Genomic DNA, 22,063 nt, shown 5'->3' with positions numbered 1-22,063 from the left:
TGCAGCGCGTCGGGTGACCTACAAACGAGTAACGACATCCTTGACGATGCTGACCATTTGCTCGATCTGCTTGGGGGTCATCACGAACGGGGGTGCCAGGATGATCGTGTCGTTCGTCACACGAACCATTAGGCCCGCCTCGAACAGCTTCTTAAGAGCAGCGAAACCACGCTGCCCAAAACGTTCCGCAGGGGCCAGGTCAATTCCTGCCAACAATCCGAAGCTACGGATGTCGGTTACCAGAGGCAGCTCTTGCAGTGAATAGACTGCTTCTTGAAATGGTCCGATCAGGTCGGCGGCCTGCTCAAACAGACCGTCGGTCTCGAAAATCTCGATCGTGGCCAGGGCGGCCGCGGTTGCCACCGGGTGGGCGGAATAGGTGTAACCGTGGAAGAACTCGATTCCGTTTTCCGGCGCCGCGCTCGTAATGGTGTCGTAGATATGCGTGCCCGCGGCGACGGCCCCCATCGGCATCGACCCATTGGTCAGCGCCTTGGCCATCGTGATCAGATCGGGCTGTACGTCGAAGGTCTGGGCGGCGAATCGGTTGCCAGTTCGACCGAAGCCGGTGATCACTTCGTCGAAGATCAAGAGAATTCCATGCTGACTGGCAATCTGACGTAAACGCTGAAGATAGCCCTTCGGAGGAACCAGAATACCGACCGACCCAACCACCGGTTCGACAATCACCGCGGCGATGCTTTCGGCTCCGTGCAAGTCAATTGCTCGCTGCAGGTCATCTGCCAAATCGTGTCCTGAATCGGCTTGGCCCCTGGTAAAGGTCCCTTTTTGACTCTGGGTATGGCGCATGTGGACGACTCCTGGCAGAAGCGTGCCGAAGCCTTCCCGGTTCTTCACCATTCCGCCGCAAGATAGTCCGCCAAAGTTCACGCCGTGGTAAGCCAGTTCTCGAGAGACGAAACGTTGACGCGACGGCTGACCATTCGCGCGGTGATATGCGAGGGCCATTTTCATCGCGGTGTCGACTGACTCGGATCCGGAATTGGCGAAGAAGATGCGATCGAGACCAGGCGGTGTCAGCGAGGCAATCTTTTCAGCGAGACGAAATCCGCCAGGATGCGAGAACTGAAAGGGAGAGGTGTAATCGAGCTTGCGGAGCTGTTCGCTGACCGCCTTCGCGATCTCTGGACGACAGTGACCAGCCGGGACGCAAAACAATCCGGACGAGCCGTCGAGAATTCGTCGTCCATCAGGATCGATCAGGTGCACTCCTTCGGCTGAAGTGATCAACCGGGGGGCAGCCTTGAAAGAACGATTGGCCGTGAACGGCATCCAGTAGTTCTGCATTTCAAGATCCATCACCACGTTGCGAACCTCTTAAATCGGGTTTCGGGCTGCACTTCGCATGGTGGACGACCAGAACCGTCCATCCATACATGCCAAATTAGCCACAGCAACCGAGAGGCTCTTGAACGAGGTCGACTGTTTTGTGCCTATTGCCGACACGCACCTGAAAATGGGAAAGAAGATCGCTAAGACGCGGGAAAGCAACCCAGGCACAGCCGGCGCGGAATTACATACATTCGTTCGAGAAAATAGGCACGAGAAAGCTCCGCCGAGGGACGGATCGACGGGATGAGGTTAGCGCTGTTGGTCACTTGGACTGACAGTTTTTGCAAAATGCCAGACACACTCGGATTCTTCCCATCGAATCCCGCATCGTGGTGGTCTAATTGAACTCGCCCTAGTGGGCTGGCCATCGTGACTAATAAGCGTCTGCTCAAGACAAATTCAAGTTGGATGGTCTGCCTACGATACATCCACCACCTACGAATCATGCCTGCGAACAACGTATCATCCCTGCGGTGAGTGTTTGCCATTCCCCTACGGCAAACGCACCGGCAACCAAACAGGTAGAACGATCGTTACCTTGGCAAACAAGATCATATCTTGGGTCACCGGACGAACTTCGGACCAGGCTCGCGAATTGACGGAAGACAATTCAGCCGTCGAGCCATTGGGGCGACCGATCGGTGGAAATGGTCTTCAAATCGAACATTGCGGCAAATCCTTTCAGGTCCATCACAACGATGTGCTGGTACTGAACGATATCAACCTGACGATCCACCCGGGTGAGTTCTTTTGCCTGGTTGGAGGAAGTGGCTGCGGCAAGAGCACGCTTCTGAAAATGATCGCAGGGCTTGAACCGGCAAGTTCCGGCACCATTCGCGTGGGCGGTCGCAAGGTGACCAAACCGGGCCTCGACCGCGGAATGGTCTTTCAAGAGCACCGATTACTTCCTTGGTTAACGGTCCGCCAAAACATCGATTTCGGGCTTCGCGAGTCGGTGATTCACGGTCGTGAAGCGATTGTTCAAGAACATATTCGGCTGGTGGGTCTCGAAGGCTTCGAGAACGCCTTTCCTGGGCAGTTATCAGGCGGAATGGCGCAACGAGTCGGACTTGCCAGAGCACTCGTCAACCGGCCCGAAGTGCTGTTGCTGGATGAGCCACTGGGCGCCTTGGATGCCCTGACTCGGCAACAGATGCAACACGAAATTCTGCGGATATGGGAAGCAGAAAAGACGACCATGGTCCTCGTCACCCATGACATTGACGAGGCACTCTTTCTGGCGGATCGCGTGGCGGTGATCGGTGACAAGCCAGGCGTTGTCCGCGACATATTCGAGGTCAATCTGCCCCGACCACGAAGTCGCGGCAACGCCGCTTACGACAGTCTCCGGCAAGAGCTTTGGGACGCAATCTTTCGACCCAGTGCAACCAAAGCGGTTACCACTGGTGCGGAAGCGTTCCCACTCCATGAAACCGGAAAGACAACAGACACTATCGCGTGCCTGGTGAAGTAGGGAGACTCGCAATGCAAACCGAAACGTCACCAAGTTGGCACCCAGTTGCCTGGATAGTCACCATTTGCGCGGCCATCGTGATCGGAGGGTGTAGTCCCGCGACAATTGCACCGGAAGATCAAACGGTCCGTGTCTGCTTACAGCCCATTCCAGCTTACGCTCCGCTGTGGGTTGCCAAACGTAAAGGATGGCTGCAAGAGGCACTGAGCGAAAAGAAGCTCGGAACCGTCGAGTGGTCAACGATGCGAGACGGTCCACTTCAAAACGAAGCCTTCGCTGCCGGTCTGATCGATGTCGCGCTTACCGCCGATACGCCAGCGATCATCGGTCGATCGGCAGGACTCGAATTCAAAGTGGTCGGACTGATCGCATCATGTCCGCAAAGCCTGGCCGTATTGGTGCCGAAAGACTCCCGCGTCAAGAATATGGCCGACCTGAAGGGTAAGAAGATCGCGGCCACGAAGGGATCATTCTGTCATCACTTGCTGGCGTTGGCTTTACAGCGCGAAGGAATGAGTCTGGCCGACGTTCGCTTCATCAACATGTCAGGGCCGGAAATTAACACCAGCCTTCAGTCGGGGCACATCGATGCAGGCGTCACGTGGGAGCCCTATATTTCGCAAATGATCGGAAGCGGCTCGGCCAAGGTGCTGCTGGACGGCACCGGCCTGAAGAATGGTAACGAAGTGATTGTGGCAACCAATCGCCTCATCGAGTCTTCACCGCAAGTGATTGATGCACTGCTGGAGGTGGCCGAGCGTGGAAAGCTGTACATCTCGGAACACCCTTCCGAAGCCGCTTCACTCATCAGCGGCGATGTCGGCATGCCGCCAGAACAACTGGTCGGGATCTTCAGCAAGAACCATTACCTGCCGCCGATCGACGTGGCGACGACCGATGAACTGGATGCCACGCAGGCGTTCCTGCATGATCTGGGCGTCAATCGAAACAAAGTCGACATCAACCAGTTTGTTGAAATGAAATTCCAGGACGATCATTCGTCCGAAGTCGAGGCAACCCCATGAATAACATTGCCTGGCGAATCTGGCTGCCAGTGGCCGTGATTGCCATTTGGCAGGCGTTGTCGAGTGGCGGCGTGATCACGCCGCTGCTTCTCCCGTCGCCGATCACAGTAGCAACGAGTGCCTGGGGACTGATTTCCAGCGGCGAACTGCTGCAACACATTGGTGTCAGTCTGATCCGAGTGTTTGAAGGCTTTAGCATGGCAGCCATCGCAGGCATTGCCCTCGGCTCGGCCATTGGGCTTTGGTCGCGCTTCGATCAAACCTGTGATTGGCTACTGCAAACCCTCAAGCCCATTCCACCGATTGGCTGGTTTCCGCTGGCTGTTTTGTGGTTTGGAATTGGTGAGGTATCGAAGGTGTTCATCATCTTCCTGGGGGCTTTCTTTCCGATTCTGATCAACGTGGTCGACGGTATCCGCCAGACCGACCAACGTTACATCGAACTGGCTCGGGTCCATGAGATTGGCTGGTGGAAGTTCTTCTCGAAAGTGATCGTGCCGGGGGCGCTACCATCGATCCTCACGGGGCTGCGAATTGGAATTGGCTTTGCATGGACCTGCGTGGTCGCCGCCGAACTGATCGCAGCCGAGGCAGGCATTGGCTACTTAATCGTCGATGCCCGGCTTACGTTTCATGCCGATGTCGTAATTGTCGGAATGTTGACGATTGGTGTGTTGGGGACGCTCATGGATCTCGGGCTGCGGCAGTTGGATATGCGACTGGTGCGGTGGAAGCAACCGCTGCGAACGGCGTCGATGTAGGCGTGCAACAAACGAACCGATGCGGAACATCGGGAAGAGTTCTCTGGGAGACGCGTGGTGATCGGACATAACAAAGCACAATATTCTCGGTTTCAGTCGCGGGGCACGCCTGACTCGGTTGGCTATATGTTGCCATCACCGATCACGTTCCTGCTGTTGCCTGAATTCACGTCGATGGCCCTCTTTTCGGTTGTCGAGGCATTGCGTGTTGCTAATCGCTACGCTCCTACGCAGTTCGAGTGGAACCTGACATCGCTCGATGGCAAACCAGTGAGCGATTGCAACGGCATTGAAGTGTGCGTTAAGCAAAGCTTTGCAGATCTGGCCCAGCCACCAGGGACTGTGTTGGTCGTCGGAGGGAATACGCCCGAGCGATTTCGATCGCCAGAGTTGTTCTCGAAGCTACGTTGGCTATCAAGCCAGGGAACGCTTCTCGGCGGGATCGATACAGCCCAGCAGCTCTTGGCGGTTGGCGGTTTGCTGGATGGCTACCGCGTGACGGTTCACTGGGAAAATGCTTCGGCATTTCGCGAGCGGTTTCGCCAATCGGAGCTGACGTTGAATCTGTTCGAGTTCGATCGCAACCGCGTGACCTGTGCTGGCGGTACCGCGGGGATAGATATGGTGTTGCATGCGATCGAAGCGGAACATGGTCGCGACATCGCGATTCGCGTGGCGGAACATTTCATGCACGAGCGAATCCGTAATGGCTCGGAAGGCCAACGACTAAAGACCACCGATCGCTGGGACATCCATCACGTCAAGCTGATCAAGTCGATCGAACTGATGGAAGCGGAGCTTGAAGAACCGCTCAGCACGGCGGAACTCGCCTCGGCGGTTTGCTTGTCATCGCGGCAATTATCGCGACTGTTCAAAGAACATCTACAGGTCAGCCCAGGGCAGTTCTACCTGGAACTCCGTCTGGATCGAGCTCATCAGATGGTGATCCATAGCGAAATGAGTGTGAATTCAATTGCGTTTGCCTGTGGGTTTCAATCGCAGTCACATTTCTCGCGGGTCTATCGCGAAAAGTTCGGCGTGTCGCCGCGACAGACGCGCCGACGAGAGGCGAAACGCCAGTTTCCGACGATGCAGGCTCCCAACTAAGAAGCATTGGCTGGTAGCTGTAGCCTAGTGGGCGAGTTGAGGCAGACGCACCCCAGGCAATCCGTCGCGATGCGGAGAGCGGTATTGAGCAGCTCGCGCCAATTCCGCTTCCCATCGCTGCTCTGATTCCGGATCTTTCTCGGTCGCTTGCCAGGGGGTGATTGCTTTCGGCAACAGGTCTTTCGTCAACTTTGCGATCACGGGTCGCACCTTTTCAGGCGGCAAGTCAGATGCCACGGCGAACACAATACGGTTCGCGGGGTCGACATAAATCAATTGCCCCCGCACCCCTTTCGCTGCGAACGTCTTCTCTCCTTCCCCATCGGGAGCGGTCCACCAGAAATAGCCATAGCCAGTCCCCGTCTGGTCCGAAGTCGCTTCCCGGCACAAGGCAGCATCGAAGATCGTTTCGCCGTTCCATCGACCTTGCTGCAGATAGAGTTGGCCAAGCTTGGCCATGTCGATCGCCCGCAGGCGAAGGCCATACCCGCCTGGCGGATTTCCTTTGCCATCACGAAACATCCATTCCACGTTGTGAAACTGAAGAGGTGTGAACAGCTTCCTTTCAGCAATCGTGACCAGATTGGTGTCGTAAGCTTCGCGCACGATGGCCGCAACTAACTGGGGATCGTTGTTGTTGTAGGCGAAGGAACTGCCTGGACTGCGGTCGAGTGGTAAACCGAGCACGAACCGATTGCGATCAGATGCATTGTGAACCTGATCGAAGAGCTGACGCAGCGGATCGGAGTTGGGTCGGTTACCACGGGTGACCGGAAACCCAGAGCTCATCGTCAACAGTTGCTTTAACGAGATCGTTTGCTTTTGGTCTGCTTCAGCAACGCTTTTCGATTGAGGAAGCAAGGTAGCCAAGCTGGCATTAACGCCTGGCACCTCACCTTGCTGAATTGCAATTCCGGCCAGCGTCGCGACGACACTCTTGGTCACTGAGAAGGTGTTGTGGTTGTGCTCACGGGTGACGTCGGCAGCATACCACTCCATGACCAGCTTTCCGTCACGCAACAAAACCATTGCCCGGACATCCAGCTTCTCGCGACGAATCCACTGCGACATCTCGCATAGGACATCGCAATCAATCCCCGCGTCGCTTGGAGTAATTTGAGGCAACTCGGTATCGTCAGCAGCTAAGTTGTGGCTGGCCATACTTAAGAGGCATAGCAGAATCGCCCAACGCACGGTTCATTCTCCTTTCATTCGTTGTCGTATTGAGCGTAGAAGTTGCGTCCAGCTTACCTGGTCCATGATGCTGGCAATGTGCTGGGACGGTCAGGAATTGGCCCATCTGGATTCGCGGTCCAGAAATGGGTAATGGAAAGTTCTCGAAAAACGCGTGAATTTGAGATTGAGGGATTAGCGGGTTCGATAGGCGCTTTTTCTCAGTCGCCCCCTCGCTTCTTTGCGACGAAGGCACATTTGTATAGCAATTCGCGCAAAATGGATGGGGAACCTTGCTTGTTCTCGAACTATCCTGAAAACAATTGGGTGATTCCGTTAACCTGGATGCCTGATATCTAGAAGCCACTTGAATGACCCAACTGGGGAAGCCTCGATGAAGCCTTCGGTATTCCTGCCTGCCTTATTGCTCTTACTTGTTCCTGTTCTTAGTTTCGCTCAAGCTCCTCAACAGACATCGCGTCACGAGGATGGTCTGCATCGCCACCCGATCCGTGCTTATGCATTGACCGGCGGAAAGGTGATCACCAAGCCAGGGAGCGAGCCGAAAGAGCTGACCATCATTGTCCGCGAATCGAAAATCGAAACGCTGGCGAAAGACGCGAAGATTCCAGCCGACGCGAAAGTCGTTGAGCTGGAAGGCAAGTTTGTCTATCCCGGTTTCATCGATAGCTATGCGGAAGTTGCTCTCGACCAGGCCGACAATCGCCCGGCCACGGCTTATTGGAACGACAACATCCGGGCCGATTTCGACGTCACCACGGTGCTGACCAAGGACCAGATTGGTGGCAACGATTTGCGGAAGCAAGGTTTCGTGGCTCGGATGATCGCCCCGCGCGATGGAATCGTCCGCGGGCAAACGGCTCTGTACAGTCTCGATGGCGGAACGCTTCCCAATAGCCTTCTGGTGGAACGATATGCCTTGGCGATGGAGTTGACGCTGGCACGTCGACGCGGCCGGGGGATTTACCCGAACTCGCCGATGGGTGCGGTTGCCCTTTCCCGCCAGGCCTTCTACGACGCCAAGTGGTACCGCGAAGCGATGCAGGCAGTGCAGAAGAATCCAGATCTGCTATTACCAGAATCGAATGTCACGCTGGCGGCCATGCAGCCTTATGCGACCGGCAAAGCGCCTGTGATGATCGAGACCTCCAACGAACAGTTTCTGATGCGAGCGGACGACTTCGCTCAAGAATTCGACTTGGATCTGATCGTGATCGGAAGTGGTCGCGAATATCGCCGCCTGGCCGATGTCGTGAAGACCAATCGCCCGATTGTTGTTCCCGTCGCGTTCCCTAAAGCTCCGAATGTGGCCACGCCTGAGGCCGCTGCGGATGCTTCGCTGGAATCGCTGATGCACTGGGACCATGCTCCTGAGAACCTGGCCCGGCTTGCCGAGCAAGAGGTCGAGATCATGCTGACCACGTATCGTCTGGAATCGACGGGGCAGTTTCTGAAGAATCTGCGAACCGCCGTTGAACGCGGCTTCAACGAAGAAGCCGCGCTGGCCGCATTGACAACCGTTCCTGCGAAGCAGTTTGGTGTGCAGGATCAACTCGGCACGATTGAAGCAGGCAAACTCGCCAGCTTCGTTATTCTGGAAAAGCCGCTGTTTGAAAAAGACGCGGAAGTCACCGAAACCTGGGTCAATGGAGAGCGGTTCGAGCATCAAAGCGAACTGCCAGAAGCGATCGCCGGGGACTGGAAGCTGGAATTGGAAGGCGCACCGAAAGACGCTGAGAAGCTTCTGCTGGTCAACATCAAGGGGGACAAGAACCTGAAAGGTTTTGTCCGACCTGGCGAGACCACGCCCAAGTTCAAAGACAAGAAGGAACTGAAAGATCTGAAGCTGGAAGATGGACGCGTCATCGCTACCTTCATCTCGGATGACTTCGGTGCTAAGGGGGTCGCGACGTTATCGATCCTGTACGAAGAGGACGTCGAAACGCTGCACGGCACAATTCGTTGGCCGGAAGGGACCGTCTCGAGCGTGAAGATGTCGGCCTCCGGCATGGAAGAAGCCGAGAACGAAGAAGAAAAGAAAAAGGAAGAAGAGCCAACGAAGGAAGAGGAAAAGGAAAAGAAGGACGAGAAGAAGGTCGTGATGGCCTCTTATCCGATTCAATATCCGCTGGGCTCGTTTGGCCTGGAAACGACTCCGAAACAGGAAGCCTTGGTGGCCTTCAAAGGAGCCACCGTTTGGACGTGCGGTCCGCAAGGGAAGCTCGAAAACGGCATTGTTCTGGTGAAGAAGGGGAAGATCGAAGCGGTTGGTGCCGATCTCGAGATTCCTGAAGATGCCGTTGTTGTCGACGCGACCGGCATGCATATCACTCCAGGCCTGATCGACTGCCATTCGCATATCGCGACGGATGGCGGCATCAACGAAAGTGGCCAGGCGATCACCGCCGAAGTTCGTATCGGCGACTTCATCGACGCCAACGACATCGATATCTACTGGCAACTCGCCGGTGGTTTGACAACCGCCAACGTGCTGCACGGTTCGGCCAACCCCATCGGCGGCCAGAACCAGGTGATCAAGATGCGATGGGGAGCCAACTTCGACGAATTGAAGTTCAAAGGGGCTCCGCTTGGTATTAAGTTCGCCTTGGGCGAAAACGTCAAACAGAGCAACTGGGGCGAAAACTACACCACCCGCTACCCGCAGACCCGAATGGGTGTCGAGCAGGTCTTCCGGGACGAGTTCCAGGAAGCCCAAGAGTACGCCGCCGCCAAGAAGGCTGCCGCCAAGGCAAAATCAGGATTGCCGGTTCGCGTCGACCTGCAGATGGAAGCGATCAGCGAAATTGTCGAGAAGAAACGTTGGATCCACTGCCATAGCTACCGTCAAGACGAAATTCTGGCGCTGCTGCGGGTGCTGGATGACTTTGGCATCAAGATTGGCTCGCTGCAGCACATCCTGGAAGGTTACAAAGTGGCCGACGCCATGGCCGAACATGGTGCAACCGCCTCGACGTTCGCCGACTGGTGGGCTTACAAGGTCGAAGTCGACGATGCCATTCCATACAACGGAGCGATGATGCACGACCAAGGCATTGTCGTCTCGTTTAATTCAGATGACGCCGAAATGGGGCGCCGGATGAATCAGGAGGCTGTCAAAGCAGTAAAGTACGGCGGCATGTCAGAAGAAGAAGCCTTGAAGTTTGTCACACTGAACGCAGCCATCCAGTTGCGGATCGAAGACCGTATCGGTTCGCTCGAGGCTGGCAAAGACGCCGACCTGACCATCTGGTCAGGCGCACCGTTGTCGAACCTCAGTGTCTGCAAACAGACCTGGATTGACGGTCGGAAGTACTTCGATAAGGACGACGAGCAAGCCCAGCGTGATAGGTTCGCCGATATGAAGAACAAGCTGGTGCAGAAGATTCTCGATACCCGAGCCCCCATGATGAATCATGGAGAATCGGTAGACGATCCGACCAGCCTCTGGCCTCGTCACGACGAGTTCTGTGGTCATCACGAGCATGAACACGAACATGAGCATCACCATGAGTAATCATCACGGTTTGCATGGCGTTCGTTTCCCGTTTGTCTCCCACACTCACGTTCGAGTTTTAACTATGCGTTGTTTTTCCTGCCTTCTCACCTCTGCTTTGCTGTTGTTCGTTACGTCGGCTGGTTTCGCATCGGATCAAATTCCTGGTGCGATGCCGAAGGGATCGGTCGCGATCGTTGGTGCAACATTGCATCCCGTTTCCGGGCCCGCCGTGAAAGGTGGAACGATCGTGTTCCAGGACGGAAAGATCACGGCGATCGGAAGCGATGTTGAAGTCCCCGCCGAAGCGACCGTGATTCAGGCAGCCACTAAGCACGTCTATCCTGGCCTGTTCGAGCCATACTCGCGCATCGGCCTGACGGAAATCTCTTCGGTGCGAGCCAGTAACGATTACCGTGAATCAGGCGAGCTGAATCCGAACGTGAAAGCTCACGTGGCTGTCAATCCAGACAGCGAGATCGTACCCGTCACGCGGACCAATGGTGTGCTGCTGACCATGACAGCTCCGACCGGCGGTTTGATCGCTGGACAAAGTGCTGTGATACAGCTCGACGGCTGGACCTACGAAGATATGACCGTGAAGCCAGAAACGGCGATGATCGTCACCCTTCGCAGTCAACATCATCGCGAAGAACTCGGTGAGTTCCTCGAGGAATGTCGTCAGTATGCCAGCGCCAAAGAAGCCGGCATGCAAATACGTCACGATGCACGTTTAGAGGCGATGGGCGAAGTCGTGGCAGGCAATCAGCCGATCATTATCGCCGCGGACCGCTGGGAAGACATAACCCGCGCCGTCGCCTTCGCTCGCGAGCAGAAAGTCAAGCTGGTGATCTTCGGTGGCTATGACGCTCCGAAGTGTGCTCCTCTTCTGAAAGATTACGACGTGCCGGTGATCGTTTCTTCGATTCATCGCCAGCCGATGCGAAAAGACGATGCCTACGATGCCGCTTACACCTTGCCAAAGCGTTTGAAGGACGCAGGCATCTTGTTTGCAATTTCGGGCTACGATCGTTCGGAAGCCTGGAACGTTCGTAACTTGCCTTACCACGCGGCCACTGCGGCGGCATTCGGTTTGACCAGCGACGAAGCGATTGAAGCAATCACGCTTTCGCCTGCTAAGATCCTGGGTGTGGCCGACCGCGTCGGTAGCCTGGAAGTCGGCAAAGACGCGACGTTGATCCTTTGCAACGGCAACCCGCTGGAGGCGCCGACAGAGATCGAGTCGGCCTGGGTCTTTGGCAAGCCAGTCGATCTGAACGACAAGCAGCAGATGCTGCGAGACAAGTACGAGCAGAAGTACGAACAGTCGAAGAAGTAACGGCCGAAAAGTGATTACAGCTTGCGGTCGGAAACGGCCTTCGACGATTGCAACAAGTGCTCGCGCCGCTCTGGCGCGAGCAACAGCAACCGTTCGAGCAGCATCTCGGCGACTGCTTCGCCTGCGATAATCGACGGAACTTCGGCCTTCAACGGATCGCGATTCGCTGTCGTAAAAAGCGAAACATCCGCGATCTGGCTTAATGGCGAACTCGAGAAGTTCGTCAGCGCGATCACGGTCGCGCCTTGGGCCGCGGCAACTTCGGCCGCATGGAGAATGTCCTTCGTGGCTCCTGAAGAGCTGATGGCGAACAGCACGTCGTGCTTCTTCAGCAGTGTGGCATTCACCGCCATCACGTAGCCTTCGGTCGAAGGACGCGCGTCGATTCCAATTCGGCTCAGCTTCCAAACCAGGCTCAACACCAGTGGAGCACTACTGGCAACACCGACCACCAGTACCACTTTGCCTGCCAGAAGGTTCTCGGCAGCTTGTTGCAGATGGTCGTCTTCCAACAGACGGAGGGTATCGGCAAGTTCGTTCGTCAAACGGCGTTCTACCGCGCTGGAAGGTCGATCTTCGCTCCCCTGGTCCGCTCGAACGTTGGCGACCCCTTCGGTCGCGAGCATCAGCTTGAACTCTTGAAAGCCTTTGCAGCCAAGCTTCTGGCAGAACCGGATGATGGTGCCATAGCCGATGCCGCTATGGGCCACCACTTCACTGATTGAGTGATAGGCCGCTTCGGCGTGGCTTTCAAAGTACTCGCCGGCACGCTGCTCGGCGGCAGTCATTTCACCATGCATTCGCCGAAACTTCTTACGCCACGACGGATCGGGATTGCTGTTAGGAGAGGTGTTCATCGAGAAAGATCGAATCCGATCAGTTGAATTCTGGCATCTAGGCGAAGCACGGCGGAGCAAACTAGAAGTCCGTTCGAACGGGCTGCTTTGATAATCGTCTATAAATGGGATCCCATGTCCAGTGATCTGGATGAAATATCCGTTAAGAGTCTAGTGCGGATATCGCATCCAGTGACGTATGGGTGTATCTTGGCTTTTTGAATTATCAATCGTCACGATCCAGGATATTCGATTCGTATCGAATGGATAGGTTATCCAGTGGCGGTTTAGGCGGTCGATTTGTTCCCTTTCCCTGCTTGGAGATACTCCATGTTTGGTAACCCTGCCTGGGCGATCCGATTCCGATTGTTTGTTCTAGCGAGTTTAACGGCGATAATGACCCACGTTTCCACGACCGATCTGCCTGCCGCTCCGGCGAAACCATCTGCGGTGACCGCCTACGTTTGGGATTATCAGGATGCGTGGACCAAGCAGACCGGTGCCACCCAGCTGCTGGCGGAAGCGGGTTTTGATGTTCAGCCATTGGCGAACGATCAATCACCTTGGGGGCTTTCGGGAATGATCTTCATTGGCAGCTTTGCCAGCGACGACCCAGCCTATGCCAAGTACATGGAGCAATACTCCGAGGACCTCTACAAGTTCGTTGACGACGGCAATCTGTTGGTTCAGATGACGCAGGCCGATCAAACCGAAAACCGTCCTCCCTTTCTACCCACGACGCTGGAAGCACGTCGTTGCGATCGTGACTTTTCGGAACTCCATATTCTCTCGAGCGATAACACCCTCGTGAAAGGTTTTCCGATCGAAAAGAACAAGGTTGCTTGGTCTGGGGAGCGACTTGGCTGGGAAACGTTCGATCGCCAGGGTGGTTTTCAGGTGATTCTCAGCTCGGATGGCAACGCAACCTATCCGATTCTGATGGAAGGTGCCTATGGCCAAGGTCGCATCGTCCTGGCTGCCATGCACTTGGACAAGTTTGTGGACGCGGATGGCAAGAACGTTGCGACTCCGCAGCGGCACAAGCTGGCTCAAGCGTTCGCGAAGAATCTGCTGCAGCATGCTAAAGATATCGACGCACGCAAAGCGAAAGCGATCGCCGTCACCCCTTCCCCACGGGTTCAACGAAGCTTCGAGCAGGGATCATGGACGCTGGCTTTGCTGCCCGATACCCAGGTCTATTCAGTTCGCTATCCTGGTCTCTACTCTGCTCAAACTGCCTGGTTGCGTGCCCATGCGGAAGAACGAAATATCAAGTACGCATTGCACCTGGGGGACATTACCGACAACAACACCGAGACCGAATGGCAACGAGCCGCGGAGTCGATGAAGCTGCTTGAAGGTCACCTGCCATATGTGATCGTCGGTGGCAACCATGATTACGGTCCATCGGGGGATGCTTCGACCCGCGATACGTTTCTTAACCAATATTTCTCATTTGACGAAACCTCAGCCAGAGAAGGGTTTGGGGGAGCGTACGAGCAAGGCAAGCTCGATAACACCTACCATTTGTTTGAAGCAGGTGGTCAAAAGTGGATTGTCGTCGCACTAGAATGGGCGCCTAGGGATGAAGTGGTTGCGTGGGCGAACCAGGTGATGGCGAAGCACGCGGATCGAAAAGGCATTCTGGTGACGCATGCCTACATGTTCTCGAACTCGCGTCGTTACGACCACACCGACAAGACTTCCCCCAACCACTGGAATCCGCACAACTACCGCACGCCTGGTAGTAAGAACGATGGCCAGCAGTTGTGGGACAAGTTGGTTCGCAAGCACAACTTTGTGTTCACGTTCAACGGTCACGTTTTGAATGATGGTACCGGATACCGGGCCGACAAGAACGACGCCGGGAACTACGTACATCAGATGCTCGCGAACTATCAGATGCGAGAACTTGGGGGCGAAGGCTACTTCCGGCTGCTCGAGTTCACGCCAGATGGCAACACGGTGAACGTGTTGACCTACAGTCCGCTTTACGATCGGTATCTTTTGGATCAAGACCAGACCTTCACGATTCGTTTGGATGAAGCCCCGGCCAATCAGCCATCACAGCGCGACGAGCCTGCGGGCGACGGAATCAAGCCGCCAAAAAGCGAATTGTTGAAGGCTTTTCCAGCCAGACCTTGAAGGCAACGCAATGAGCCTGCTGAAATGGGAAACGTTCATGACTTCTTCGTTAGCCATCTCGTTTCGCATTTTTCTGCAGCTGCTGCTGGGCGGCGTCTCCCTGGTCGGAGTAGCCGCCGCGGCGGAAGACTCTTTGCGAGATGGTACGGCTCAGCGACCACTTCGCGTGATGCTCATTCCTGCTGATACGGGGGCGGATACGACTCTGGACGATTTTCGTCCTGTGTTCAACGCCATCACACGAAACGAAGACCTTCACTTCGAGCTTCGCGTCGGCACATCGTACGGATCGGTCGTGGAAGGCCTGGTCGCCAAGCGAGTCGATATTGCTTTCCTCGGTCCGGTGACATTCCTGCAAGCACAAAAACGTGGCGCCGCCGAATTGCTGGCGGTCGCTGTGAAAGAGAAGTCGAGTTCTTACCGGGCTGCCATCCTCACGCGTGCAGGCAGCGGGATCCAGAAACTCGAAGACCTGAAACAAAAGCGAATTGCCCTGGGGGATGTAAATTCCACGTCCAGCTTCCGTTACCCGTTGGCGATGATCGTTCGCGCTGGTGTCGATCCGGTGCTGGGGGTCAGCCAGATTTCGTTGACCGGAAGCCATAGCAATGCCCTCGCGGCGCTTCGTGAGGGACATGTCGACGCGGCTGGTTGTTCGCTGCATGCCTACGAGAAAGCCCTCAATAGCCACGCGATCGCTCCGGGTGAGCTCTCGGTCGTGGCGGTCAGTCCTGCGATTCCAAACCCACCTCTGGTGATGCATCCCGAGTTGGAGCCAACGGTCAAACAGCGCCTTCGTGAAGCCTTCCGCACGATCCATGAGTCGCCCGATGTTCGGCCTGAGATGATTCGGGGTTACGGTGGCGATCAGTACGATCGCTTCGATGTTGATTTTCCTCAAAAGCAATTTGAGGACGCAATCAACGATCTTGATCCGGTCAATCCAAGAATGATCGCTACCATTATCGAACGGGCCGCCGATCGCTAGTAGGTTCTAATTTCAATCGCCGCCTTCACGTATCAGACGCTCGATGCTTTCTTTGATCTCTGTCAGCAAATCATTCGGTAGAAAGCAACAGTCCGTTCGCGCGGTGGACGATGTTTCGCTCCGGATCGAACGGGGAGAATTCGTGGTGATGCTCGGCCATTCCGGAGCGGGCAAGTCGACGTTGCTGAAGTTGATTAGCGGCCAGTTGTCGGCAGACCAAGGCCAGGTCGAGATCGACGGCGAGGCAATGCTGACCAGGTCGCGACGACGGTTACAGCATCGCATGGGGGTTGTCCATCAGCACTTCGCTTTGGTTCCGCGACTTAGCACGCTCGATAACGTTCTGCTTGGCCGCCTTCCCTGGATTCCATGGTACCGTTCCATCTTCCGGCATTGGAGTATTGCCGAACGCGAGCTGGCCTGTCAGTGGCTGGAACGAGTCGGGTTGGAACCAATCCATACGAATCGTGCCGCTGGGCAACTGTCGGGCGGACAGCAGCAACGCGTTGCGATTGCACGCGCCCTCATCCGTCAGCCTTCCTTGATCCTGGCGGACGAACCGGTAGCCAGCTTAGACCCAGCCACCGGTCGCGAAATTCTGGAGCTATTGCGAGAAGCCGCTCATCGGTGGAATATTGCCGTGCTATGCAATCTCCATCAGCCGGACATGGCGGAAAAGTACGCGGATCGCATCGTTCATATGGCCAAAGGAAAGGTTAAGTTCGATGGCACGCCGAACCAATGGCGACAGAGTTCGGAACTGTCGTCCGACTATTTCCGCCGCGAGGCAAGTCCGGTAACGACTGGCCAGGCTGAAAATGCTTTGCAGAATGCTTCGACCAACCGATGAGCGATCAGGAACATGCCATGGATGCAGCGAAGCAAGATCGCGATCATTCGGCAGATGTCGCCGATTTGCGTCAAAGCGGGTGGCCGATTCGCCAGCCAATCGTGATTCCCAAATTACTTTGCGTGGTGGCGCTCGTAGCGGTCGCAGCGATGTCTTTTCGTCGCGTAGGATTAGAGCACGTACGTCAGGAGTCAACCAACGCCTTCTGGGCGATGTTAGGTCACGGAGAATCAAGCCAGGTTCTCGAAGCGGCGCAGCGATTTGCTCAGCAGGGTTGGCCTCCGGTGATCTCGCGGCAGCAAGAGGTTAGCCGAATCGAGAACTTCAACCCTGACCAACTGCCGTGGTTTAGTCACCTCGAATCGAAGCAGACGACAAAGATGTCGGTCGAATTCGTCGACGGTCAGGTGATTGAACGAGAAGAGACAATCGAAGAGCAAGTCCTGGTAGAACACGTCGGTTACCTCGTTCGCGTTGGCTGGTTGATGCTGGAAACGCTGGAGATTGCCCTATGGGGAACGATTCTCGCTCTTTTGCTTGGGGTGCCGTTGAGTCTGCTAGGGTCGCGCCGGATCAGCATTGCGGCACCAATCGTTTACGCGGCACGAACGTTATGCAGTTTGAGTCGCGCAATTCCTGAATTGGTGAGTGCGATGTTCTTCGTGCTGCTGTTTGGGTTTGGACCGGCGGCTGGGGTATTGGCCTTAGGGCTTCATTCGGCCGGCTTCCTGGGAAAGTTCTTCGCGGACGATATGGACAACACCGATCCTGCCCCGGCCCAAGCACTCGCCAGCAGTGGCGTGGGAAGGATCGGCGTGTTTCTACACGCTCTGCTGCCACAGGTATTTCCCCAATACCTGGCCTATATCCAGTACATCCTGGAACGGAACGTTCGCACGGCGACAGTACTGGGTATCGTGGGAGCTGGCGGTATCGGTGTCGAACTGATGGGAAAGTGGAGCAACTTTCAATATGGGCACGCAACGACCGTTCTGCTGGCGATTTTCTTCACGGTGGTCGTATTGGAACTGTTAACGCAGTCGATGCGAAAGAAGCTGATTCAGGATTAAGATCCGCTCGGGAAGAGTTGGAAGCAGCGAAAGTGACTCGTCTGCATCTTGTGAATCAATGCCTCGCCGGAAGATTTGAACTGCTGAGGGTGAAGCTCAATGGAGCGACGGGCATGGTGTGCCGCCAGGGTGCTGTGCTGAATGTCTTCGTAAAACTGAGCCAGCAGAAAATGGGTCTCGGCGGATGGATTCAAGTCGAGCAACCGCTGATACGCCTTTTCGGCCTCGTAGACCCGGCCAAGTTTGCGAAGAGCAAAGGCGGTTCCTTGAATCGAGGAAGCCAGGGCCGCGGATGTCGATGGCGATGACGCTTGGTCTGCCCAATACTTTTCGGCCAGTCGGAAGTGATCGAGCGATAATCGCCACTCGCGACGGTCCTGGTAAAGTGTCCCCAGGACCTGATGGCCACCATGGGCCGCAAAGCCGGGAGCATTCTCGTGCATGTTGAGCAGGCGTGTTGCCTCTTCCCCTCGCCCCAAGATTGCCAGTTGAATCGCAAAAGGTACGACGCGTTCGATGGGGGCATCGGCTGCCAGGGGCGTCGCGGCTTGTTGTTGGATTTCGGCGATTTGAAGGGTTAGCTGCTCAACCATCTTTCGTACGGATATGCCGTTGTGCTGAAGGTTTGGTTCCAGTACCAGACAGCGACGCAGTCGATCGTTGGCTTCGACGAGGCGAGTCTGCGAAAGTTTATCCATGGCGGAATCGAGTTCCGCGTTGCACCGAGCCTGTTGATAGGTCCAAGGAACCACCAGAAACAATAGGGACGAAACAAGCCACCTTGTGGTATTCGATGGAGACACGGGAGCGGAAAACCAGGTTGCTCCTAAAAGGGTTAGCCCGAGCGCTGCGGACAAAGCACCCAGCATTCGCGAGAGTCCCATGCTTTGCGAAAGCAGCGTTACCGGGGCGTACTGGTCGACCTGATTCCAGAACAAAAGATGAAATCCGGTCAGCAAAACGATACCCAGGAGTAGTTCTCCCCAGATGGCATGCGTGGGATTATCGAACCGGCGATGAAATTGATTTCGGATCGTCCAGGAAAGTGGCAAGCCGGCGACAACCATCACCACGGCGACGTCGGTCCAGGCAAATGGCAGCAGAATGGCTTGGGGGGCCGGTATTCGGGTAAGCGATCCAAGCCAGGTCAGAATGACCAGGATGCCGATTGCCTGAGGGAGCACTTTCAATAGGCGGTGTGACATCTGATCGGCCATCTTGAGTTACTCCAACCCAACGGGCGTCGTGCTGATTGAGGGACTGCTTCGTTTCCACATGACACCATCGAAGCCATAGTGAAGAAAGGCAGCGATCACGTTGATCAGCAGCCACAGTTCCAGGAAGTTGTGCTCCGCCATCCACCCCACCGAACCGAGTATCAGCATGAAGACCAGCAGCGAGACCGCCCACCGCGATAGCAGCCAGCGAACAATGTCGGAATTGGTATCAGGGCCGCTTGTTTGAGCCTGCCGCTTCAGTCGCCAGCCGATGACGGTCAAATATTCGCTCGCATGAAACCATGCCGACGCGGTCGTCAGGCAAAGCACCAGCGCCGGATTACCAACGTGCACACTGGTAAGCAGTGCCAGGAAAAGACCGACGACGCTGACCAGGTAAATCAATCCACCCAGGCCTGCACGGCGAAACGATAGTAGCGCGTTGCCCAGAACGATTGCTGGCAGAAGTGGCATGAACCAATCCATCCAGTTCAGCAGATCCAAAGCGAGCGAGGGCCGAATCGAGACCTGGGCGACGCGGAGGATCACGTACAACAGGAAAGCGCGAAGCAACCACTTTTCCACGACGATCGGCAGCGTCGTGCGGCGCGAAGCGAGACGGCCGTAAATCCGATAGATGCCATGATGCTGTGCTGCGAAGTGCCACGCATTCCAAAGGTAGTCAATCGCCAACAGGCAAGTCAGGCCGCCAGTTCCAAGGCGAACTCCTACGACGATTCCAATCACCAGTAGAGTGAATCCGATCAAAAACCGGCGTCGGTTACGCAGCAACTGGCGATCCATCAACACCACTGCCAGCGTACTCCAGCGATGGGGCGTGGTGATGAAGTAGATCTGCCAGAACTGAACCGCAGCACGGCCCGTAAAATCGATGTCGTGCTGCAAAAATACAAGCAAGGGCCAAAAGCAGTTCGAGACCAAAAGCAGATCGATCCACGGTCCGAACAGCCAGCCGGTTCGAGCCAACGAAGATGCTGATTCTGCGGCGGTTTCAGTTCCAGTCGCAGGTCGGTTCCAGATTTTTGCCGGGTGATTCACCAGGGGCAGAATCCTAATTGGGCTTGCGCGTCAGGTCGATTGTCAGCTGGTTGTTCCCTTGTGGTGTGACCTCGACCGTGATCGGCGATTTGGCAGAGTCGGCATAAATCAACGGAATCCGCTGCGACTTGCTCACCGTTTCGATCGGACCGGAAGACATCACCGGTTCACCGCCGTCGTCGCTGGCGACCATCGTTGGTTCGGAGGTTGTCGTCTGCATGATGATGACACGAAACTTGCCGGCAACCGAACCGTCCCCTTGGCGGTAAGTCGTCATCGTGAACGTTCCATCTTCATTGACCAGCCCGCCTGCTGGCTTGCCCGTTTGAGGCCCGATGGGGATGAATGAAATCGCCCCGCCCCCTTTCATCGGTTCACCCTCGAAGGTGATCAGACCGGTCGTTGGGTAGGCGGTCGGTTGGCTGCTTCCTTGACATCCGATCGTCAGAAGCAGTAGCAACAGGGAGAAAGCAATGGGAAAGCGAAAAGACATGGTGAATTCACGGCAGGTTGGAGTTCCAGATATTACAGATCACAATCAATCCCGGCGGACACCTTCGCGCAAGGGACGTCCGCCGAGAGGGTGCGTCGACGTTACGGCAGTTCGACCACTTCACGGCCGCCGCGAGAACCAAGAGCCTGCCAGATGGCCAGGTCAACCGTTTCGCTGAAGAAGCGGACCGAACCGTCGGTCATGGCTCCCATTACGCCCCCTGGGTGATAGCCACGAGCCGCCGAGTACATCTCGGTATAGGGGCTGCCGATCTGCGTGCAGGGCATGCCTTCTTCCGGGAAGTTGCGGCAACCCCACACACCATCTGGCGTGGTGCTGTTGGGTCCGGTCTTTGTGCTGAAACAGGCCGCGCCCATCGCACCGTAAGCCCAGACGCCACGCGAGTCCTGGTACGAAGGACCGGTGCCGCTGGGGAGGCGGAACTGAAGTTCGCTCAACGAGATCGTGTTGGCGGTGCCATCGGTGACATCTCGCATGCTGAAGCCAGAGTTGTTTCCGAACACGCCTCCTTCGTCACCATTGTTCGTATGCACCGCCCCATAGCCCGCCTTGCCGTAACAGGCGACGTAGTTTCCACGCGCCAAATCTTCCAGTCCGGTGCCATTGGCAAGCTTTTCGGATGTGGTCGGATGGGATGGGCAAAGCATCGCATCCAACTGCTCGGATCCCACGTTCATGCCTTGGCTGGTGTAGCGGCCGTTACCGAGCCAGTCGGCTACTTCGACTTCCGACTGGGCGATGACCATGAATTGATCGTGCAGCGCGCTTTGTTCGATATGCGAAAGAATCAACAAGCTCCACGACCCGCCAATCGCCGGCGTTCCACTTCCGTGCGCCCCATTGGGGTTGTCGCCTCGGTTGTTGATCACCCCGGACGGAAACGACAGGAAGGTGTCGTGGTAGTTGTGGATCGCCAGCTGCAATTGCTTCATGCGATTGGCACAATCCATACGTCGAGCCGCCTCTCGGGCTTGCTGCACTGCTGGAAGCAGCAATGCGATCAGTACGCCAATGATCGCGATGACAACGAGAAGCTCGACGAGCGTGAACGCACTGCGTCGACGAGGTACTGCGAGATTGCCGGACTTGGATACTTTCATCGGGAACTCCATGTCTTCTGACTCTTCCAAACAAATACGCGAATGAGGACGGTAGCGGCACCGAGCGGATAGATGATCCAATTCGAGGCAGAATGAAATGCACCAACCCACGTCGAATGCCGTTGGTGGATAATTTATCCGCCTGCGGTCAGATGTCCATTGAAAAGTCGGCAACCACGCGATCTATTCACGAAACGTTAATCCAGTGGCAAAAACACCTGTTTGCCGACGAATCAAAGATGTTGCCAAACAATCCGGTTCATGATTCGTGAAGTTTTCAGGTGAATAGGATATCCAGTTTTGATTCTGGGCGGTCAGAGTGCCGTTGTGGGCCACTTTGGGACGGCAGAAAAGCCCACAGCGAGTCCTGCCTGCCGCAGCAAGGCGGTTGATACCGATTGCGCGGATGACGCGCCGTCGACCAGAGATGCGGGTAAATCAGAGATGATTCGTTCTTCAGGCCGGGTCTAGCCGAAACAGTAGGCTAGGGTTTGGCGGAGTTGGGTTGGATCGCGATCGAAATGACACGAGTTTTGGC

At 55.8% G+C, this 22,063-nt stretch carries 17 protein-coding genes; 10 read left to right on the top strand and 7 right to left on the bottom strand.

The genetic code is table 11. The features are described 5' to 3' along the window. Window positions 1–18: 18 nt before the first annotated feature. Window positions 19–1,308 carry an aminotransferase class III-fold pyridoxal phosphate-dependent enzyme gene (locus tag AB1L30_RS13060; RefSeq protein ID WP_367013862.1) on the bottom strand — a complete coding sequence of 430 codons (1,290 nt, stop codon included), beginning with the start codon at window positions 1,306–1,308 and terminating at the stop codon, window positions 19–21. 583 nt (window positions 1,309–1,891) lie between these two features. On the opposite strand from AB1L30_RS13060, the gene AB1L30_RS13055 reads away from it, so the two are divergent. From AB1L30_RS13055 to AB1L30_RS13040, 4 genes are read left to right on the top strand one after another with little or no spacing between them, the layout of a single operon-like run. After that, window positions 1,892–2,827 carry an ABC transporter ATP-binding protein gene (locus AB1L30_RS13055; RefSeq protein ID WP_367013861.1) on the top strand — a complete coding sequence of 312 codons (936 nt, stop codon included), beginning with the start codon at window positions 1,892–1,894 and terminating at the stop codon, window positions 2,825–2,827. A gap of 11 nt (window positions 2,828–2,838) precedes the next feature. After that, the gene (locus tag AB1L30_RS13050; protein WP_367013860.1) at window positions 2,839–3,852 is read left to right on the top strand and encodes an aliphatic sulfonate ABC transporter substrate-binding protein; all 1,014 of its coding nucleotides are present in this window, start codon (window positions 2,839–2,841) and stop codon (window positions 3,850–3,852) included. After that, on the top strand, window positions 3,849–4,613 hold the full coding sequence (locus AB1L30_RS13045) for an ABC transporter permease (RefSeq protein ID WP_367013859.1): 765 nt from the start codon (window positions 3,849–3,851) through the stop codon (window positions 4,611–4,613). Before AB1L30_RS13050 ends, AB1L30_RS13045 begins: the two co-directional genes overlap by 4 nt. Before the next feature lie 57 nt (window positions 4,614–4,670). Next, window positions 4,671–5,720, top strand: a complete 1,050-nt coding sequence (locus tag AB1L30_RS13040; protein ID WP_367013858.1) for a GlxA family transcriptional regulator — start codon at window positions 4,671–4,673, stop codon at window positions 5,718–5,720. A 24-nt stretch (window positions 5,721–5,744) separates the two neighbouring features. Here the strand turns inward: AB1L30_RS13040 and AB1L30_RS13035 are convergent, their stop codons facing one another. Next, entirely contained in the window at window positions 5,745–6,914 is a 1,170-nt protein-coding gene (locus tag AB1L30_RS13035) for a serine hydrolase (protein ID WP_367013857.1), read from the bottom strand. Between the two features lie 373 nt (window positions 6,915–7,287). Between AB1L30_RS13035 and AB1L30_RS13030 the strand changes: the two genes are divergently transcribed. Both AB1L30_RS13030 and AB1L30_RS13025 read left to right on the top strand, forming a co-directional pair. Continuing rightward, entirely contained in the window at window positions 7,288–10,428 is a 3,141-nt protein-coding gene (locus AB1L30_RS13030) for an amidohydrolase family protein (protein ID WP_367013856.1), read from the top strand. Between the two features lie 64 nt (window positions 10,429–10,492). Continuing rightward, on the top strand, window positions 10,493–11,746 hold the full coding sequence (locus AB1L30_RS13025) for an amidohydrolase family protein (protein ID WP_367013855.1): 1,254 nt from the start codon (window positions 10,493–10,495) through the stop codon (window positions 11,744–11,746). A gap of 14 nt (window positions 11,747–11,760) precedes the next feature. On the opposite strand, the gene AB1L30_RS13020 is transcribed toward AB1L30_RS13025, so the two are convergent. Beyond that, complete coding sequence (locus AB1L30_RS13020; protein WP_367013854.1) at window positions 11,761–12,603, bottom strand: MurR/RpiR family transcriptional regulator; 843 nt, start codon at window positions 12,601–12,603, stop codon at window positions 11,761–11,763. A gap of 375 nt (window positions 12,604–12,978) precedes the next feature. Between AB1L30_RS13020 and AB1L30_RS13015 the strand changes: the two genes are divergently transcribed. Genes AB1L30_RS13015 through phnE form a run of 4 tightly spaced genes read left to right on the top strand, consistent with a single transcriptional unit; the run spans window position 12,979 to window position 17,635 of the window. Continuing rightward, window positions 12,979–14,727, top strand: a complete 1,749-nt coding sequence (locus AB1L30_RS13015) for a metallophosphoesterase (RefSeq protein ID WP_367013853.1) — start codon at window positions 12,979–12,981, stop codon at window positions 14,725–14,727. Window positions 14,728–14,764: 37 nt separating this feature from the next. Then, complete coding sequence (locus tag AB1L30_RS13010) at window positions 14,765–15,715, top strand: phosphate/phosphite/phosphonate ABC transporter substrate-binding protein (RefSeq protein ID WP_367013852.1); 951 nt, start codon at window positions 14,765–14,767, stop codon at window positions 15,713–15,715. 43 nt (window positions 15,716–15,758) lie between these two features. Continuing rightward, window positions 15,759–16,565, top strand: a complete 807-nt coding sequence (locus tag AB1L30_RS13005) for a phosphonate ABC transporter ATP-binding protein (RefSeq protein WP_367013851.1) — start codon at window positions 15,759–15,761, stop codon at window positions 16,563–16,565. 17 nt (window positions 16,566–16,582) lie between these two features. Further along, window positions 16,583–17,635: a phosphonate ABC transporter, permease protein PhnE gene (gene phnE, locus AB1L30_RS13000; RefSeq protein WP_367013850.1), complete on the top strand. Its 1,053-nt coding sequence runs from the start codon at window positions 16,583–16,585 to the stop codon at window positions 17,633–17,635. Here the strand turns inward: phnE and AB1L30_RS12995 are convergent. The 4 genes from AB1L30_RS12995 to AB1L30_RS12980 all read right to left on the bottom strand — a co-directional run bounded on the left by AB1L30_RS12995 (window position 17,632) and on the right by AB1L30_RS12980 (window position 21,525). Then, a complete protein-coding gene (locus AB1L30_RS12995; protein WP_367013849.1) occupies window positions 17,632–18,840 on the bottom strand; it encodes a hypothetical protein in 1,209 nt (402 codons plus the stop codon). The two genes, phnE and AB1L30_RS12995, sit on opposite strands and share 4 nt — an antisense overlap. Window positions 18,841–18,858: 18 nt before the next feature. Beyond that, window positions 18,859–19,839 (bottom strand): hypothetical protein, encoded by a 981-nt coding sequence (locus tag AB1L30_RS12990; RefSeq protein ID WP_367013848.1) that lies wholly within the window; start codon window positions 19,837–19,839, stop codon window positions 18,859–18,861. An 85-nt stretch (window positions 19,840–19,924) separates the two neighbouring features. After that, a complete protein-coding gene (locus tag AB1L30_RS12985) occupies window positions 19,925–20,404 on the bottom strand; it encodes a hypothetical protein (protein ID WP_367013847.1) in 480 nt (159 codons plus the stop codon). Between the two features lie 101 nt (window positions 20,405–20,505). Beyond that, window positions 20,506–21,525, bottom strand: a complete 1,020-nt coding sequence (locus AB1L30_RS12980) for a DUF1559 domain-containing protein (protein WP_367013846.1) — start codon at window positions 21,523–21,525, stop codon at window positions 20,506–20,508. Window positions 21,526–22,063 lie beyond the last annotated feature (538 nt).

This window comes from Bremerella sp. JC817 (genome assembly GCF_040718835.1).
Classification (GTDB): Bacteria; Planctomycetota; Planctomycetia; order Pirellulales; family Pirellulaceae; genus Bremerella.
Note: the sequence above shows the minus strand (reverse complement) of the source record. Positions and strands in the feature narration are given on the sequence as shown.